This is a genomic window from Xenorhabdus bharatensis, from assembly GCF_037996705.1.
In the GTDB taxonomy this organism is placed as follows: domain Bacteria; phylum Pseudomonadota; class Gammaproteobacteria; order Enterobacterales; family Enterobacteriaceae; genus Xenorhabdus; species Xenorhabdus bharatensis.
Map to the genome: position 1 here is coordinate 94,155 of NZ_JBBMXG010000004.1, position 17,733 is coordinate 111,887.

A 17,733-nucleotide genomic window follows, 5' to 3' on the forward strand; every position below is an offset into this window, starting at 1 on the left:
CAAGCTATGCAGGATTTTCTCAACCCATTTATGACAACTATCGGTGCGCAGGAGCTATCCGCACTGGAAGCGGACATTGCAGATAACCCGGTCAGCTATTGTCATGATAGGTTAAACAGGCCGATATGCAGCCTTGAAGAACTGGAAAAACAGTTCTCTTCCGTCAGCATACCGGAACGCCCGGTTGATACCGGAATATACACCCGGTATCTGAGCGAAAATGTGCTAAATCAGGTTATGCCTGTTTCCTCACCTGCTTTTGTGGGCCATATGACATCCGCTCTTCCCCTGCACTTACCGGCGCTGGGGAAGATACTGACAGCGCTGAATCAAAATGTCGTCAAACTGGAAACTTCTCACGCCCTGACCGCGCTGGAGCGTCAGGTCATGGGAATGATGCACAAACTCGTCTACAACTGTGATAACAACTTCTATCAGAAGTGGCTTCATAATGGTGATCATGCGCTGGCAAGCTTCTGCTCCGGCGGAACCGTGGCTAACCTGACTGCATTATGGGCATGCCGGAATCAGCTTATGCCCGCAGATGGTGACTTTGCCGGACTGACTCGTGAAGGCTTAGCCCGTGGCCTAATCCATTATGGCTATAGTGGGCTGGCGATTCTGGTATCAGAACTGGGGCATTATTCGCTGAAAAAAGCCGTCGATGTGCTGGGTCTTGGGCAGGATGCGCTGATTAAAATTGCCACTGACAAAGACGGGAAAATTTGTCTTGATGACCTGCTCATTCAGTTACAGGAACTTCGCCGACGCAATATCAAACCGATGGCGATTGTCGGCATCGCCGGCAGTACCGAAACCGGCGCTATCGACCCGCTGGATGCGCTGGCAGATATCGCTGAACGGGAGCAGTGCCATTTTCACGTCGATGCCGCATGGGGAGGTGCCAGCCTGTTGTCAGAACGCTACCGGCACTTATTCAAGGGTATCGAACGCGCGGATAGCGTGACTATTGATGCTCATAAACAGATGTACGTCCCGATGGGCTCAGGCATGGTGCTATTCCGTCAGCCCACTCTGGCCGATGCTATTGAGCAGCATGCTAATTACATCTTGCGCAAGGGGTCAAAAGATCTGGGCAGACATACTCTGGAAGGTTCACGTAGTGCGATGTCGCTGATGCTGCACAGTAACCTTCATCTACTTGGGCGGCAGGGAATGGCAGCTCTGATAGATGCAGGTATTGAGAAAGCACATCAGTTTGCGGACTGCATTCGCCAACAGGAAGATTTCGAATTAGTCAGCGAACCGCAGCTTTGTCTGTTGACTTACCGTTATGCCCCACCCGTTGCAATTAAACTGATGCGTGAGGGTTCTGAGCCGGTACGACAAAAAGTGCAGGATATGCTTAATGCCCTCAATCAGAATATCCAGACCATGCAGCGCTCTGCCGGAAAAACATTTGTTTCACGTACCAATATTAAACCTGCGCAATGGGATAAACAGCCAACAACCGTTTTTCGTGTTGTACTGGCAAATCCGCTGACCACGCCGGAAATACTGGAGGATATGATTGAAGAACAGCGCCAACTGGCAAGGCAAAGTGAGTTTTGGGGGGATTTGCAGGCTCTGTTAAGCTCAGAGTGAAATACATGCTGAAAGAGGGATCATCATAAGTCGTTATATCGCTCAAAAGCCGATACGGGACTGACTAAGCGGCTTCGATATTGGAGCAGCCGATAATATATTGTACATTTATCGGCCTTCAATAAAGATTATCGCCCTGACAATCATGGCCGATGACTGACCGATCAAACAGAGGGATATGTTGTGGAAAAAAAAGAAAAACAGCCAAACCATGATGCGTTATTCAAGCATTTTTTAACACAACCTGAAACAGCCAAGGAATTTCTATCCCTTTATCTGCCAAGTGAGATTCAATCTTTGTGTGATTTAACCACACTGAAACTGGAGCCCGGCAGTTTTGTCGATCGGCATTTACGTCAGTTGCACAGTGATGTGCTGTATTCCGTTGAAACAACGCAGGGAGACGGTTACATTTATTGCCTGATTGAGCATCAATCCACACCTGACCCCTTAATGGCCTGGCGGTTGATGTATTATTCGATGTCAGCCATGGCCGCTCACCTGAAAAAAGGGCATACTGAACTGCCTTTAGTGGTTCCCTTGCTATTTTATCATGGTGAGATTCGGCCATATCCTTACTCAAACCGGTGGCTGGATTGTTTCACGCTCCCCGAACAGGCTGCTCGCTTATATCATCAGGCATTTCCACTGGTAGATATCACTGCGTTTAGCGATGAAGAAATCCTGACGCATAAAAGCATTGCCTTAATGGAGCTGGTACAAAAACACATCCGTTGTCGGGATATGCTGGAGTGGATCCCCCAATTGGTAGCCTTATTGAATGCAGGTTATAATACGGTTGAACAACGCAATGTTGTGTTAAGCTATATTTTACTGAATGGGCATACTCTGGATATCTCACAATTTGTCCATCAACTCATTGAACAATCTCCGGAGCATAAAACGATGTTGATGACTATTGCAGAACAGCTTGAGCAAAAAGGGCGCGAGCAGGGTCTTGAACAAGGCATCAGACAAGGAAAAGAAGAAGGCCGAGAGGAAGGCAAGGCCGAAGGTAAGATAGAAGGCAAACTGGAAACGGCTCGCGCACTATTACAGCATGGTGTCAGTCTGGATATCATTGTCACCAGTACCGGACTGAGCCGGGAAAAGATTGAGGCGTTAAAACATTAAATCAATCGCCCTTTTTCACAGTAAAATGCCGATTTTAAATATCGGCATTTTTGTTTTAATTTAAGAGGGTTGTTATGTTGTATTACCAGAGAATTTAAAAGTTGGCATATTATTTCCTGTTTTTTTATTTTTAGAAAAATGGTGATTTAGTGATAAATTTAATGAATTAAATAATAATAAAACAAATAGCCTGAGGCCTCCACTATTCTATTTTCTTTAAAAAAAGATCGATCGTACCCCAGGCATTTTAATTGCTTTTTTAAACGAAATTCAGATTTATTTATTGCTCAGAGATTTTAGGATACCTGTTTTTAGGCTGGTAATTACTCCATTTTTTTTCAGCAAATACTTCACTATGTGGAATACTTTTTCCATCTAGCCAAAATTTTACATTTTGTTTAACTTCATCAGTATTTTTATGGCGATATAACCAGCGTAATTCACTGGATGTTACGCCCTGACCATATTTACCATTTTTGTCTGCTGCCTGAATAATATTATCTTTATCAGAGGCACCGCTAATGTCACCGAATACAAAATGAACAGGTAATTTTCTCTGCATTAACTGATATTCCAATCCTGCCTTACTTGTTTTTTTCCAAAAAGGCACTCCCTCACTCATGGAGGATATACTTGTAATTCCTGATTTTATAATTATATCTTTAACATTATATTTAGAGTGACTAGATAGAAATTCTCTAAAATCAATAGCACGATCGTAGTCATGTAAATTTTCTTTGATACTATCATCATCAGCATATTCTGTTGGGTTCACTAAGGGATCCCAGACAGCATTGGTTATATCATTTTGTATAAGTATATTTCTTTTTATAATTTTTTTTCCTTTTTTTTCTAAAAGCTTCCTGAATTTTGAGAGTAATGTTTTTGAAGAATCTGGAGCAGGGCCTTTACGGTAAAGTTTCTTTTTTTCTAGATCTTTTGCCGCTTCGTCCCTTGGTGTATTCAAGCCATATAGAATATGGCCTGGTTCAAATTCCTTAGTAAGTCCACTTGTTATCTCTGGCTTTTCTTTATTTTTATATATTCTCATAACTATTCCTTAATGTTTTCAATATAGATAAAAAGTTGTTCTTATGGTTAATTAATTTAAAATTTAATAAAAACATGGCGGATCCCATACCTGAAATGTTATTTATTAAAGGATATTATTGAAATAAATCAGTAACAATTATTAGGGTTTTACCTCCATTTATACCACCTCGTTATTAAGTTAAATCGTCGTTTTGTTTTTTATAAAAATCATAATAGGTCGATTTATGATTTTTATAATCATTTTCGATGTTTTTAAGTTCTTCATAAATTGAAAACACTTTATTGTATAAACACTCTCCTTCTTCCGTTAAAATTAATCCTTGGCTTTTTCTGACAAAGAGTTTTACACCTAATGAAAACTCCAGTTTTTTTAAGCTTCGGCTAATTGGTGACTCTGTGATAAAAAGCTCCTTTGTTGCCTTATTTATTGATTTATTTTTGGCTACAACAATAAAATTTACTAAATCTTTTGAAATAAACACCTGAACTCCTTTTTAAATTCGATAGGGTTTGCTTTTGGTGTTGTAAAATTATTAATGAATTTGTTTCACTTTTATTTTAATTATGTAATTTTTATAAATATTCATCATGATGAAACCACATGATTTTGCAATAATATATAGACACATTCTTTTGTCAACAATTTAATACACAGAGTTATAGCTTTAAGTGAAAATGATAATATATTTAAAAAACAATAAGTTGATTGTTAATATTGATAAATCAACCTCATTATTCATAAATCTAATTTAAATATCATTAGCGTTAAGTCAGAGTAATTAACAATGTGATCACATTAAAATATAGGGAATCACTCTTAATTGGTTAGTCTTTGCTATTCCATAAGTTATAAAAATAAATCAAATTCCGAAAAGATGATCTTTTTCTATACTTTTAATACAGATTCCATAATCATCGACCTTGGTAATAACCTTGTTATCATTTAACCAATTCTTAAAGATTTTATTGATGCCTTGTAGATATTTCTGGTGGGTAATTCCTGATACAGACAGAGATACCGAAATTTCTGTTGAATTATTTGAAGCCATAGCCTCTTTGATTGCTAATAGTTCAACTTTGCTCAGTGCCAGCCTAATATTCTCTTCATTTTCTGATTCCGCAACTGGCTGTCTTTGTAGTTCCGTAATCAATAATTCCCGCAAAGCATAGCCAATCTTCTCCTGACTGAATAATGCAGTTTGTTCCACAGTTGACGAAATGGTATTTACCGGTATCACCTTATCCTGCTCATCGGTGAGGCTAATCGGTATGGTCACTGAATAATTCAGCGAGAGTCGTGGGCGATTTCCCAGTGATTGCCAGAAACTCCCTAAACTATTTAAACTTTCTTTCGGTGGTACAACCTGAGTATAAGCGCCGGGAATACCTGCCAATTGGCGGTTATTAATCAATGCATTCAAGACTTGTGACATCACTCGTATAGCCTGATTATCCGGTTGGCTATCAGGGCTGTTGGGATCAGTTGCGGGTTTGGCCGATTCCCAATAGGTAATCAGATAATTACATTTAATATTGACCCAACCCGGTAATAACCTCCCGGAGGTGGCATTAAACACTCTGGATTCTGTTGAGCGAAGCTGTAGATCTTCATGGATATCGTAAAGAAAGACACTCACCATCGCATCAGATTGTACGGTATCTAATTCAGGTAAATCGAAACGGATTGCCACTCTTTTGTCCAGATATTTTTCCAGAATTCCCTTCATTGCTTTATTAACATCAATAACAGTTTGCATTTTTAGCATAAAAAACCTCTTAATTTATTATTGTGAACACTATCAGATTATTAATACATTTAATTTTTATCTGTGTTTATTTCTATGAATTTTTAAACGTTAATCTACCTACTTTATCTAACTCTCGTGATAATGCGGTTTCAATATGCTTATTATTAACTTCGTTATGTTTGTTCTCTGTAGCAAACAAGGATGACAATAAAGCAATATTGCGAATATTCGCTCCTGTTACGCTTGTTTGTTGAGCTAACTTATCGAAATCCACATCCTGAGCGACTTTTATATTTTCAGGCCAGATTGCCTGCCACATTTTCTTGCGGATAGCTTCATCCGGATAAGTAAAGCGAGTAATAAAAGTAAAACGGCGATTAAAGGCATTGTCCAAATGGCTACGATTATTGGTGGATAAAATAACCAAGCCCGGATAATTCTCCAGCCGTTGCAACAGATAAGAGACTTCGATATTGGCATGTCTGTCTTGCGCATCTTTAGTTTCACTGCGTTTACCAAATAGGGCATCGGCTTCATCAAAGAATAAAACACCGGCATCCTGTTCTGCCAAATCGAAAATACGGGATAAGTTTTTCTCGGTTTCACCAATGTATTTATTTACCACAGTGGATAAATCCACTTTTATTAAGTCAACGCCAAGACAGTTGGCAATCACTTCTGCTGCCATCGTTTTCCCTGTCCCAGAATCACCATAAAACAACGCACTAATACCAGTGCCATAACCAACTTTATCTTTAAAACCTCCCGCCAAAACTTGTTCCCGATACTTAATGGCCGTGAGTATTTCCTGTATTTGTTGAGCAATCTCATCAGAGACCAATAAATCTTTTAATGAACGTTTAGGCGTCACCCGCTGGGCCAATTGACCAAAATTTTGCTGGGCGCGTAAATTGAGCGCCTTATGGATATCGCATTGCTGCAATATATCCAAAGGATCCCGTTGTTGTTGATAAAGCTGAGCTTCTTCCAGAATCAATGGCAAAGTTTCAGAATTAAACGTGTAACGCTGGCTTAAGGCTATTGCGTCAATATTATTGGCACAGTGATTGGGCAATTGGGCCGTCAATAAATTATTTTTTTCCTTTGAGGTCAAAACAGGCATCTCAACCAATAATGCTGATAACTTTCTCAGCCAGATCAGTGGAGAAGAAGGCTCAATTAAACAAATCACCCTTAATTCAGGTTGCTGTAATAAAGCGGAAAGAGGTTCCAGTAGCTGTTTATTCTGTTCGGCGAATAAGCAAAAATTTCGCAGTAATAAACAAGCGCCGCGCATACGGATTTCCCGCAAGATAAGCTTTATTCGCGAAAGCAAAGCCTTATCATCATTGTCAGCCAATTTAGCGATATCCACCATCAACGTTTGTCGTTCTTCTGACGCCATGATATTGGTAACCGCATAAGCTCTAGCACTGCCGGTAATACCTTTTAATAAGATTATCGGACGAATATCATCGTGGTCAGATAACAATACGTTATTAAGCAATTGCTTTAATTTGGCTGGGTAATAGCCATTCTCTGCGGGCATTAGCCACTCACAATAATATTCTAAATCAGGCGGGATATAGTGATGCCCGAGTAAAAAATGATACACACTGTTATCTGTGATAAAAGGTGTCTGAATCCAGGATGACATTTTTTTGCGACTATCAATGGATAATAGCCGGCAGCCAATCAGGGGGGAATTATGCAAAAAACTGGCCTGCTGTGCCTGTTTCTCCGTCATTGAGTGACAAAATAGTTCCAGCGCCAGCGTAAAAGTGGGAAATCGAGATTGTTGTTCTCCTTGAATGAATGCAAACAGTTGATAGTAGCGGCTATCAAAATGAGGAAGTAAACCTAACAGCAAAACATCTCTTTCAAAATCAGTCAGCTCAAAACGATCGACCAGATCAGTGAGTCGGGATGCCACTGGCATGACGGTTTGCGGTATTACCAGACAATCCTCATTGAACCAATGAGGTTTACCCATCGGGTTCTCCAGTCTGGCGATAATATCCTCTTCGCTTAACAGAAACTCATCAAGGGGATCATCTTGCTGACCGGATATACAATGGCAATGGTATTGAAGAACAAGATCAATACGTTCCAGTTGGCTAAATAAAAACGCTAAATTAGCATCATTCTTTTGCTGAAATAAATTAGGGAAGACAGACGCTGTATTCATAAATTCTTACTCAAACTATGTATTGTATTTGATGGTTATAACCATGTTATGGTGATGGGATATTTCAACCAGCTAAAATGTGCGATATTTATTGGCCACGACCATTCGCTTATCAGCACATCATAAACTTCGGGTTTAATATGAATATTTATTAAACCGTTTAATTCATTTAATTCCCCAGAACGCTGCAAAAATAAATGCCGCACATCATTTACACCCATTTTTTTCCAGGCCGGAAGTTGTACAACAGTTTTTTCCAGCCATTGGTTGATGGCGATTTGCTGTTCTGGCTCTGGCGTACGCCAAAGTGCGTTATCATTCATGGGTAATCCACAAAGTATTTTATTGAGGGTCAACCGCCATATGGGTATTTCTTCTTCGGCCCAAATCAGCCAATCAAGTAAACAGACAGCTTTCCTTTGCGCTTCAGGACTGACAAATTGATTTTTCTCCAATAAATCAAAAGTGCGGAAAAATGTTGGCAATAACGGCCATAAAATTATGCAACCGGCATTGCTGATGGATAAAACAGATTGTGCTGATGAAGTTTGAATCCCATTAATAGGTTGTATGGGTGAAATTTGCGCTAAAGAAACTGGTTTTAATAATTCGCTGTGTTGTTCTCTGCTTTTTAAAATTGAAGCATTTTGTTTTAGCGTCTCTTTTATCAAACCATCATACTGCTGCGTGGCTGCTGGTTGATAGTGTGTTTGTGTAAGCTGAGATATTGATGGCACTGCATCTATTTGTATTTCGGTTTCATTGTGTCTCGGCTTTAATTGATTACACGCATCCTGAATAATATTTACTACGGGTGTTTTCTTAATTTTAGTTTGTGATGCTCTTTCGGTTAGTATATGGGTTTTATTATTATTTGGCTTTAATGAATTAAAAGTATTTCTAGCCTGTTCTCTCTCAGATGTCACATTGTTTTTAGCGTTTATAATCGTTTCTGCGGGTATATAAATTTCTTTATTATCTGGCTCTAACGAATTAGCACCATTTTCAAAAAAATCTTTTTCTGATATCAATTTATTTTTAACATTTAGTACCGTTTCTGCTCGCGTATAAATTCCTTTATTATCTGGATTTAACGAATGAGCACTATTTTCAACAAGTTTTTTCTCCGATTTCAGATTATTTTTAACGTTTAGTATCGTTTCTGCTGGAATATGGCATTTATCATTATTCGGTTTTAATGACTTGAAACTATTTTCAGCAAGTTCCCTCTCCGATTTCAGATTATTTTTAACGTTTAGTATCGTTCCTGATGGAATATGGCATTTATCATTATTCGGTTTTAATGACTTGAAACTATTTTCAGCAAGTTCTCTCTCCGATGTCAGCTTATTTTTAACGTTTAGTATCGTTTCTGCTGGTATATGGAGTTTATTATTATTCCGCTTTAATAAATCAACACTACTTTCAATAAATCCCCTCTCCGATTCCAGCTTATCTTTAACGTTTAGTTCCATTTCTGCTGGCATATGGAATTTATCATTATTCAGCTTTAATGAATCAACACTATTTTCAATAATTTCTCTCTTCGATGTCAGCTTATTTTTAACGTTTAGTATCGTTTCTGCTCGCTTATGAACTCCCTTATTATCTGGCTTTAACGAATTAAAGCGATTTTCAATAAACTCTCTCTCCGATGTCAGTTTATTTTCGGTTTGTAAAATAAACTCTTTTTTTACGGCATGTTTAACCTGATGTTTCAGATAATACTCCGCAGATAAACTCAATTTTGCAGATAAACTCAATTTTTCTGGCGTCACCTTTTTATCTATGGTTATCTGTGTTTGTGAGTTAATAAGTTTGGATACTATTTCTTCAGAAAATAATTTTATTAGTAAACTAAGAACATCTGGTTGGCAAATTTGAATTAATCGGTTTAATTCCGCAGGTTGTAAGCAGTGTTTAGCTAACATAGGGAGCCATTGTTGTGGGTGCAGGCTAATATTTTCAATTAACCAATAACTGAACTCAGTATTTTTTACCTGTTGACATAAAATAGATGATTCCCAGTAACCATGATTTAAATAGTTATCAATGTTATTTAGTGTGAATTCTTCTGAACATAATGTATTGGATTGACTAAACTTAGGTTTAGATTTTGATAAATCCTTACTTGCAGAGTTAATTTTTCCTGAAATAAATAAATCACAATCTATATTGTGCTTTACATTTATTTTTAACTCTTTGGTTTTGTTTTTTAATTCTCTTTCCAGTCGCCAGATAAATTGTTGTTCAAAATCTTCGAAAGCAATTTCTCCAAGATTTAAAACTATTTTTTCCAATGAATTATCATTGTCCTGTGATGACCATTGTCCCACTTCCTCATCAATTAAGTAACGAAGTTTTAACTTAAATAGATCAGAACACTTTTTAAGTATTTTATTACTATGGTGTTTTTCTATTTCAAGTGAAATTGATAATTTATCAATCACATTGTTGAATTTTATTTTGTGATTCTTTTCCACAATAGTCGCCACTTTACATTTCGTGAATATTTTTAATGGGCGAAAAACATTAACGCCCATCGTTAAATATTTATAGCTTCATAATAAATGCTAAAATATAGTAAGGTGATACTGTATTAACTTGATGTGTATGGCTAGGAAGAGTCGTCGATGCAGTATGGTCATGGCCTTCTGAGCTGCCTGCTGAACTGGTGTAAGGCCACCAATGATCATAATTAACCGTTCTTATCCACGGTTCTTCTGTAGAGTTATATATTATTCGATAGCCGCTAAGATCCTTGTTATTAATTTCATCATTCAGATCATTATTTAATACTGCACTATATCTTAAACCTGTATTTTGTGTGAACCCTCCACCTTGTATGTGTTTATGCTTTGGTATTTGTTTTATATTTAATTTAGTTTCATTTACCCTGACATCCATTATTTCCGTTGCATTTTCTTTGCTATTGACGATAAAAAATTTAGAATTTTTTTGCCCTGCTGCACTCTTTGAACTTTTTCCACCGATATCTTCAACGGTTCCACCGAGTATAAATCGATCAATTAGATCCGGAGTTCCCTTAGTTCCATCACATAATGCCCAGCCTTGTGGTATGGCTGAACCTGAAAACATGGTAATCATACCTTTTGGCAATACAGTATTAGGATCAATGGTAATATGATCATCATCTATCTTAATACCATTACCCGTTTTAACGCGGATACCTGACGAACTATTACCGATACCACCATCTGTATGAAGATGGACTTCCAGGCCATCACCAACCTTAATTCCCCTCCCGGCCTTAACTTTTATGCCAGAACTATCAACTATGATGCTGGAATCTGCCGATGCCGCTTCTAATTCACCATCTGAGTTAAATTTTATTCCGCTGCCCGGTTTGATGGCGATGCCATTACCATCAACAACCAATCCTTTATTCCCAGCTACTTTTACTGCAATACTATTTGTATGAACTGTAATTCCATGTCCCTGACCAATAGATATTCCATCACTTCTATTATTAGTGAGACCACTACCCAGCCTGACAGATAAAATATCTTCTTCTAATGCTAATGGCGCTGAATTTCTGTGATCAAAAGTCCCCATTTTTAAATTCAGCGTACCGTCATCACTCAGCTTTAATCCTGCTCCCGGGCCATTTTGTTGTGGGGCCTGGCCACAGGCTTTACGCCCAATATCCGCAATATCAATTAATTGGCTGAAATCAATTTGTAAAGGAATGCTTCCTTCTTTAAATTTATATTTCAATTTATCAGTTTCAGGGCCAATACTTTTTTCATTAGATGATATTTGTTGATCTTGTATTTTTTCAGAATAAATAATCTCTTTCATGGCTAACTCCATAAAATATATTGAATATTAAATTTTAATTGGTAGGTATTTTTATTTGTTCTATTTTGGAACGTAAAATAATTCGTTCTGGATTATTTTATCGGTATTCCACTGATCATTATTTTTACCGACAACTTCCTCTCTCTGATACGGCGTGGCAATACGCATTGTTCCGATTCCTTTTAAAGAAGCCGGTAATTTACCTAAGGTTAATTTTTCAAGAATAGAATAAGCGGCATCGCCTAATGGGGCACCATTATTTTGCCAACGCTGATAAGTATTACCAAAATTTAAAAAGGCTTCCTGATCCATCCAGTGAATAATCATGGAGATATGGGCAGGAAATTCAGTAAGCATCGTTTCTTTAATCCACGCCTCCAATTTGTAGGGATCAACGCCGGAAATTTTAATTAATTCACTGTTTACCACGACACTAATCACAAATGAGAAGCGGTCTGTCGTTTCATATTTCTCGCCTGAAAAATGCCAATTATATTCCCATGCTTCTTCCGGAGCAGGAAATTTCAATGTCGAATTCTCCTGACGTTCAATAACTAAGGTACCTTTGATGCGGTCAAAACTGACAATTTTTGCATACAATTTTTCTGATATATCCGCATATCCCTGTGTGACACTGTCTGCCCCTAATTTTTTGGTCAGGATAATTTCATTATCTACCGTAATTAGAGATGGAAAAGGAGTCTGTGCTGTGCGGGACAAACGCCGCTGGTTTTCAGGTAACGGGTTTCCATTTTGGGACTGGTCGCTGGCGTAGGCCAGACGATAACTCATATCTTCCATCCAGACCCTGCTATTTTGCCAGAACAATTTTTTTGTTTTGGCAGCAGTCATTACCCGTTCCAAATTGTATTCCAATTGAGTGCTATTACCCACATCCAGCCAAAACTGATCTCCTCCGACTTTAGCTATCATTTGACTATATATTGTGAATTGGTTCTGATTCTGCTCGCCCTCATAGATGACTAAATTGATCACTTGCCCTTGAGTCAGTTTGCCCTTAATACCGGCTTGCTGAATGATTAAATAATGCTGGTTAGCTTGATTCTCTTCTGTCACTGAATCTGGTTTCTGTTCTTTATCAAACTGATTGTTGGGTTTGATGGGCAGCAATGCCCGATGCTCCACCAGATAAAAAGGCAGTTTGCTCAGGTCAGGTTCCGGTTTAAACAGTTCACTACCTAACCCCATGCGGGCTGCAATACGCTTTTGTAGCGATGAAACCTGATCAATCCGAATATTGGCACGGTGATAAGTTAATATCGGTTGTTGAGCCAGATAACCTTGTTGCATGGTGCGAAACTCATTGATATCGGTAATAAAGGTACGCGGTGCCCGCTGGGTGCCAAAGTATCCGAGCAGATAATTAACAATATCCAATTCATGATCGCTATCATGAGCAATCTTTTTTAGTAGTTCCTTTAATGCCTGAGCATAATTTTGATGAGCATCATTACTGACAGAATCCGGCTTAAATGGCCATTGATCGCCCCAAACTTCATATCCTTCACGCTTAAAGGCCAATAATTTTGGCAGCATGGCAATTTGCTGACAGCCACACGCCAGAAGCTGTTCAAATGGCAGCATAAATTGATGGAGTGGTATCAGGCGCTGACGTTGAATATTCTCACATTCAGATAAGGGCTCACTTTTAGGTAAAGGCTGCTGTAATTCATAGCAAGCGGGCAACGTATCACTGACGGGATAATAGCTACCTACATCGCGGTGTCGCCCATAAGGCAGGATCACCGGTTTATTTTGGATCAGCGGGGAATTGGGTAAATTGGCCCGAATTTGATTTTCATCGGCCGTAACGCGGATCCCCCCTCTGGTGATCACCCGCAACGGGCCATCATGTTGTGCCAATTGATGGAGCGGATTTTGCCCCCAAAGACGAGGGTAATAACCTTTTTTGATTGACCATGACCAGCTATCTTTGTTAATCGGCTCAATCAAAGTTTTGTCAAAGCTGTCATCCAGACGAAGACGATTCACATTCTGAACGCCCTTAATCTCAAGCAGCTTATTAACCAGTCGGCTGAGATTGAGGTTGAGCTTTTTAGTATAATCACGGGCTGTCGGTAATTCAGGACTCCAACCATGTTTTAATTGCGGCCCTTCAAATATTTCATCATTGCGCATTCCCGCATCTTGCAGTGCTGCCGTACTGAAACGCTGCACTTCAGGCATCAGGTACTGTTCTGCTATGCTATAGACCGCAGCAAAAATACCCGCGACATTTTGCACCTCGTCATCCAGTTCAATCTCCAGTACTAGCGGAAAATCAGCTGGTTTTGTCCAGATAATCTGACTGACCGATTCACCAATATTGCGATTCTTGGTCAAAAAATCCGTTAATTGCTGGATGGCACTATCCAAATTTTCCTGAGTACGGCGTGTCGGTTCCAGATAAAGCCAGTAATTTCCCCGCAACGTAAACTTTTTCGCATCCTGACTACTAACAAAGCTATATTCCCTCTTAGTGGCATCATACCAATAGGCATAACGTTGCGCTTCCGGCTCACGGACTAACTGCACGTTACGGAACAGAAAATCCCCTTTATCCTGCTCTGATGCCGACTTTTCTTTTGCCCAGTCACTGCTATGTAAATCCAGCAATGCTTTTCGATAATCATCGGTGGTGATTGGTCCACAAGTCAGTGTATTGTGGGGACCAAATTCAGCGGGGAAAATGCCGTCTTGCTGTTTTTGCTTATTGGGGGCAGGTGTCAGTAAGTCTGTTAAGGGAAGAGTATGGCGGTAAGACAAATCTGACACACAGTAGCTGAACCCTTCCAGAAAAGTGATTCCGGGATCGTGTTCCGCCGTGTCGCTCCACAGTTTTCCTGCCTGTTGCTCAACGACCTGATGAGCCTGTTCCAGCAAGGTATCAAAGTGAATATTGTCTTTCACTTTGTGAAACAGTACATCTTGATTACTCATAGTTATTTCCTCAGTATTAGAGCTTGTCACCTGCTTCCCAGACTAAAATCAGTACTTCATTATCTTTGGCTTCTACTGATGTGGTGCTATCACTGTCTTTAGTCACATCCGCCCGATTCAGCGTCAGACTAGTGACTCGCTCAACCAGCGGTTGCTGTTGAATGGTTGCCAGCAACTGGTAATAATTGATGCTGTTATGCAACATAACGGGACGTTGCTCATCGACGCTCCAAGGCATATATGTCTCACTGAGTTGCTGTCGTAGCTGGCGATAACCAAAATCTTCGTTAACGTCTGGTTTAAAAATCACGTCGTAATTGATTTTCACATCAACGTATTTAGGGTTGCTGATCTCAATCTCAGCCCAGAGAGAACCTTTTTGCTGTAACCACTGTGCCATTCCTTGCAGGCGTGTCAGATTTAACACCGGCCGCAGAGGGTCATCACTGTCGTTGTATCGATTAGCCGGAATGATCGTCAGTTGTTGCTTCTCTAACGCGGGTACTCGGGTGAGTTCATCATTGCCGGGGTATTTAACATCAAAAATGCTGACATAACGCTCTTTTAACAGTGTTGCCATATTGCCCCAGGTTAAGGCTCGGTTACGGTGGGACAGGTGTTGTGCTCCCCGTTCAAAAAAAGCGTGATAGGATTCCGGTACACGTCCATTCCATGATGCCCAAGGCTGGTTAACTGAAGCGACTGTAATGATGGGGGCAACCGGGCGTTGGATCGTGCCTGCCGGTAATGGTGCTGAGAAATGGTTACTACTGATGCTATCGGTGTTCACTAATGTTGCGGTCATCGCGTTATAGATCAGGCCGTATAACCACGGGTTTTTCCCCCATGAGCCTTTAGGAGTGGGTATTGCCACAACGGCTTTTAACCAATAGCGCTTCTCTGGCATTTGGGTGGCCTGTTTGGAAGCATCTGCGGGCAGGGCAACTTGCCAGATACCATCTTGATACAGATGTTGGGTTTCATCATTAACCCAAGCATCCAATGCAATCCATTGATTCTTTTGATTCAGGTAATACCAAGAAACTTTTTCGGGTTGCTGTGGTGCTTTTAATTTCCAATATAACGATACGTTTTGTCCCGGCTCGATATCAGTGATACCAAGGTATAATGTGGGATGTTCTTCCAGCGGTTCAATATCAAGGCCATAGCCAAACGGGGTGAGGTAATATGTCTGGAATGGTACTTCAGCTATACCTTGTATCTTGAGGGTTGTTATCGTTGGCAATGGTGGGCTGTTTTTTCCCTGTATCCTGAGCACCGGTTCCTTGAAAACAAGCTTATCCAAATCTTCTGGCGCACTGGTTGCTGGCTCTTGATCGGAAAGTGTGAATATGATTTCTGTTCCTTTTCCCCTAGCCGTCAAAGTTAACCATTGGTTTCCACTGCTGATTTGTGCCACCAGATATTGACTACTAATACTTTTTTCAAAGGTAACCGTTATCTCTCTTGTTCCTTCTTCCATCGCCAAAAGTTTCGACGTGATTAGTACACCACCCTGTACAGATTTATCCGAATTAGTTTCGCTGAATAACCGTATTCCGGCAGAGGGTAATGATGATTGTGTCTGTGAATCCCATGGTGCAGAGGTTACCCATCGATTTTTTTCTTTTTTACGTAACCAGTATAATTCACTGATATAGCCACGATTCGCCAGCAAACTGGCGTCCAGCGCATATTTCAGGTGATTGCCTTGTTCATCTTGTCCCGCTTCAAATAAGGTGCCTTTAGTGAGCAGCTGTTCTGCGACAGTACCATTCAGTTCCACAGATAAGGCGACTTGATCAGGTTGTGCCAGACGGGGAGATAATCCTAACAGTGCCCGATAATAAAGATTGCGATGAGTTGCAGGTAAGGCATTAAATAAAGATATGGGTGTTTCTAATAATCGTAATATTGCCAATAGAAAAGCCTGATGAGGTAATAACTCTTTATTGGTTGTAACTTTTCCTTGATATAATTCGGTAAGTTTTTCTGGCGTATTCTCTGCCATAAAGAAAAAATCATTCCAATGTTTATGTTCTTCATTAGCCGAGATTTCATTAAAAGGAATTATTTTGGTGTATTCTTCAATATATTGGAGCAATTGCAAACTGGTTCGATTATCTAATTTAAAATCGCTCATCGGCACCAAGTCTGACAATTTTTTATTTAACTCAGTTAATTCCATAATATCACCTGTATGGCACAGCGATTCTTTTGTGAATAGATTCTTTTGTGAATATATAGTTATTCACACCATTTAATTTCTATATCCTTCGTCTTTCAAGCGGCCTCTTTGTTGGCTGCGACGCATCTTGAAATCCATTGTGTATATACCATTTGTATTTTAGATATATAAAATTCAGCCAATACCTTAATTTACGGTGGCAAAATTTTGTTGAGTGATAAAACTTCCTGTACCTAATGTAGGTACCATAATATCCGGTTGTGGCGGAATCACTGTATTATTCATGGCCGGAACTTTAGGCGTAAACATAGCCATAAATTTTTTTCCTTTAATCATTAAGATGGCACCACTGGTACATTGAAGAGCCAGCTGGCTGGCATCTAACATACTGATAGTCAGGGTGCCCATTCCCGGTGTCATGTGGGTTATTGTGGTATAAGTCGCAGAAACAGTAACCCGTTTCTCATCCCCCAAAATGCAAACTTTTTTACCGTTGACCTGTGCATGACCTGTACCACTAATCTTGCCGGGGATGGTAACTTTCACCTGTCGATACCCAAATTGAGGCTCAAACTGTAGTGTGTCACCATCTGTTACAATGGCTCCACTCATGATGCCTCCATCCCCCGGCCTTCGCTCAGCGCCACTGTTCCCTGAATCTGCTGATGGATATCACTTCCCCGCAGGCGATACATTACCTTTACTTGTAAGGTACTTTGATTATTTGGCGACTGACGAACCTGAATATCGGTAATATCCGCCCGTGATTCATAACGCAATACGCTGTCATGAATATGAGACTCAATTTCAGCAAATAATTCGTTGCGGATATTTTCAAACATAAAGTCATTTAATCCGCAGCCATAATTTTCGCGCATCAGGCGTTCTCCCGGTTCAGTTTTGAATAGAATGTGCAAACTTTGTCGCACATCTTCTGCCCCTTCTACCATTTTCACCCCTTTTTCAAGGGAAAATGCGGGAGGAAAAGCCCAGCCACGACCGTAGAGTTGTGTCAGTATTTGGTTTTCCATTAT

12 protein-coding genes are annotated in these 17,733 nt (G+C 39.8%); 2 read left to right on the forward strand and 10 right to left on the reverse strand.

Annotation, left to right across the window (positions count from 1 at the left end):
- Window positions 1-6: 6 nt before the first annotated feature.
- A complete protein-coding gene (panP, locus tag AAC855_RS05330; protein ID WP_340608596.1) occupies window positions 7-1,605 on the forward strand; it encodes a pyridoxal-dependent aspartate 1-decarboxylase PanP in 1,599 nt (532 codons plus the stop codon).
- A 183-nt stretch (window positions 1,606-1,788) separates the two neighbouring features.
- The gene (locus AAC855_RS05335; protein WP_340608597.1) at window positions 1,789-2,739 is read left to right on the forward strand and encodes an Rpn family recombination-promoting nuclease/putative transposase; all 951 of its coding nucleotides are present in this window, start codon (window positions 1,789-1,791) and stop codon (window positions 2,737-2,739) included.
- A gap of 280 nt (window positions 2,740-3,019) precedes the next feature.
- Here AAC855_RS05335 and AAC855_RS05340 read toward each other — a convergent pair whose 3' ends face one another.
- From AAC855_RS05340 to AAC855_RS05385, 10 genes are all read right to left on the reverse strand, one after another.
- Window positions 3,020-3,790 (reverse strand): hypothetical protein, encoded by a 771-nt coding sequence (locus AAC855_RS05340; RefSeq protein ID WP_340608598.1) that lies wholly within the window; start codon window positions 3,788-3,790, stop codon window positions 3,020-3,022.
- 175 nt (window positions 3,791-3,965) lie between these two features.
- The gene (locus AAC855_RS05345) at window positions 3,966-4,274 is read right to left on the reverse strand and encodes a helix-turn-helix domain-containing protein (RefSeq protein ID WP_340608599.1); all 309 of its coding nucleotides are present in this window, start codon (window positions 4,272-4,274) and stop codon (window positions 3,966-3,968) included.
- Window positions 4,275-4,652: 378 nt separating this feature from the next.
- Entirely contained in the window at window positions 4,653-5,558 is a 906-nt protein-coding gene (locus AAC855_RS05350; RefSeq protein WP_340608600.1) for a Pvc16 family protein, read from the reverse strand.
- Between the two features lie 73 nt (window positions 5,559-5,631).
- Window positions 5,632-7,728, reverse strand: a complete 2,097-nt coding sequence (locus tag AAC855_RS05355; protein WP_340608601.1) for an ATP-binding protein — start codon at window positions 7,726-7,728, stop codon at window positions 5,632-5,634.
- A 35-nt stretch (window positions 7,729-7,763) separates the two neighbouring features.
- A complete protein-coding gene (locus AAC855_RS05360) occupies window positions 7,764-10,211 on the reverse strand; it encodes a contractile injection system tape measure protein (protein WP_340608602.1) in 2,448 nt (815 codons plus the stop codon).
- Between the two features lie 70 nt (window positions 10,212-10,281).
- Window positions 10,282-11,550 carry a tail fiber protein gene (locus AAC855_RS05365; RefSeq protein ID WP_340608603.1) on the reverse strand — a complete coding sequence of 423 codons (1,269 nt, stop codon included), beginning with the start codon at window positions 11,548-11,550 and terminating at the stop codon, window positions 10,282-10,284.
- 60 nt (window positions 11,551-11,610) lie between these two features.
- Complete coding sequence (locus tag AAC855_RS05370; RefSeq protein ID WP_340608604.1) at window positions 11,611-14,511, reverse strand: hypothetical protein; 2,901 nt, start codon at window positions 14,509-14,511, stop codon at window positions 11,611-11,613.
- A gap of 16 nt (window positions 14,512-14,527) precedes the next feature.
- Window positions 14,528-16,699: a baseplate J/gp47 family protein gene (locus tag AAC855_RS05375; RefSeq protein WP_340608605.1), complete on the reverse strand. Its 2,172-nt coding sequence runs from the start codon at window positions 16,697-16,699 to the stop codon at window positions 14,528-14,530.
- Between the two features lie 186 nt (window positions 16,700-16,885).
- Complete coding sequence (locus tag AAC855_RS05380; RefSeq protein ID WP_340608606.1) at window positions 16,886-17,311, reverse strand: hypothetical protein; 426 nt, start codon at window positions 17,309-17,311, stop codon at window positions 16,886-16,888.
- Window positions 17,308-17,730, reverse strand: coding sequence for a GPW/gp25 family protein (locus AAC855_RS05385; RefSeq protein ID WP_340608607.1), 423 nt, complete (start codon window positions 17,728-17,730; stop codon window positions 17,308-17,310). Before AAC855_RS05385 ends, AAC855_RS05380 begins: the two co-directional genes overlap by 4 nt.
- Window positions 17,731-17,733: the final 3 nt, after the last annotated feature.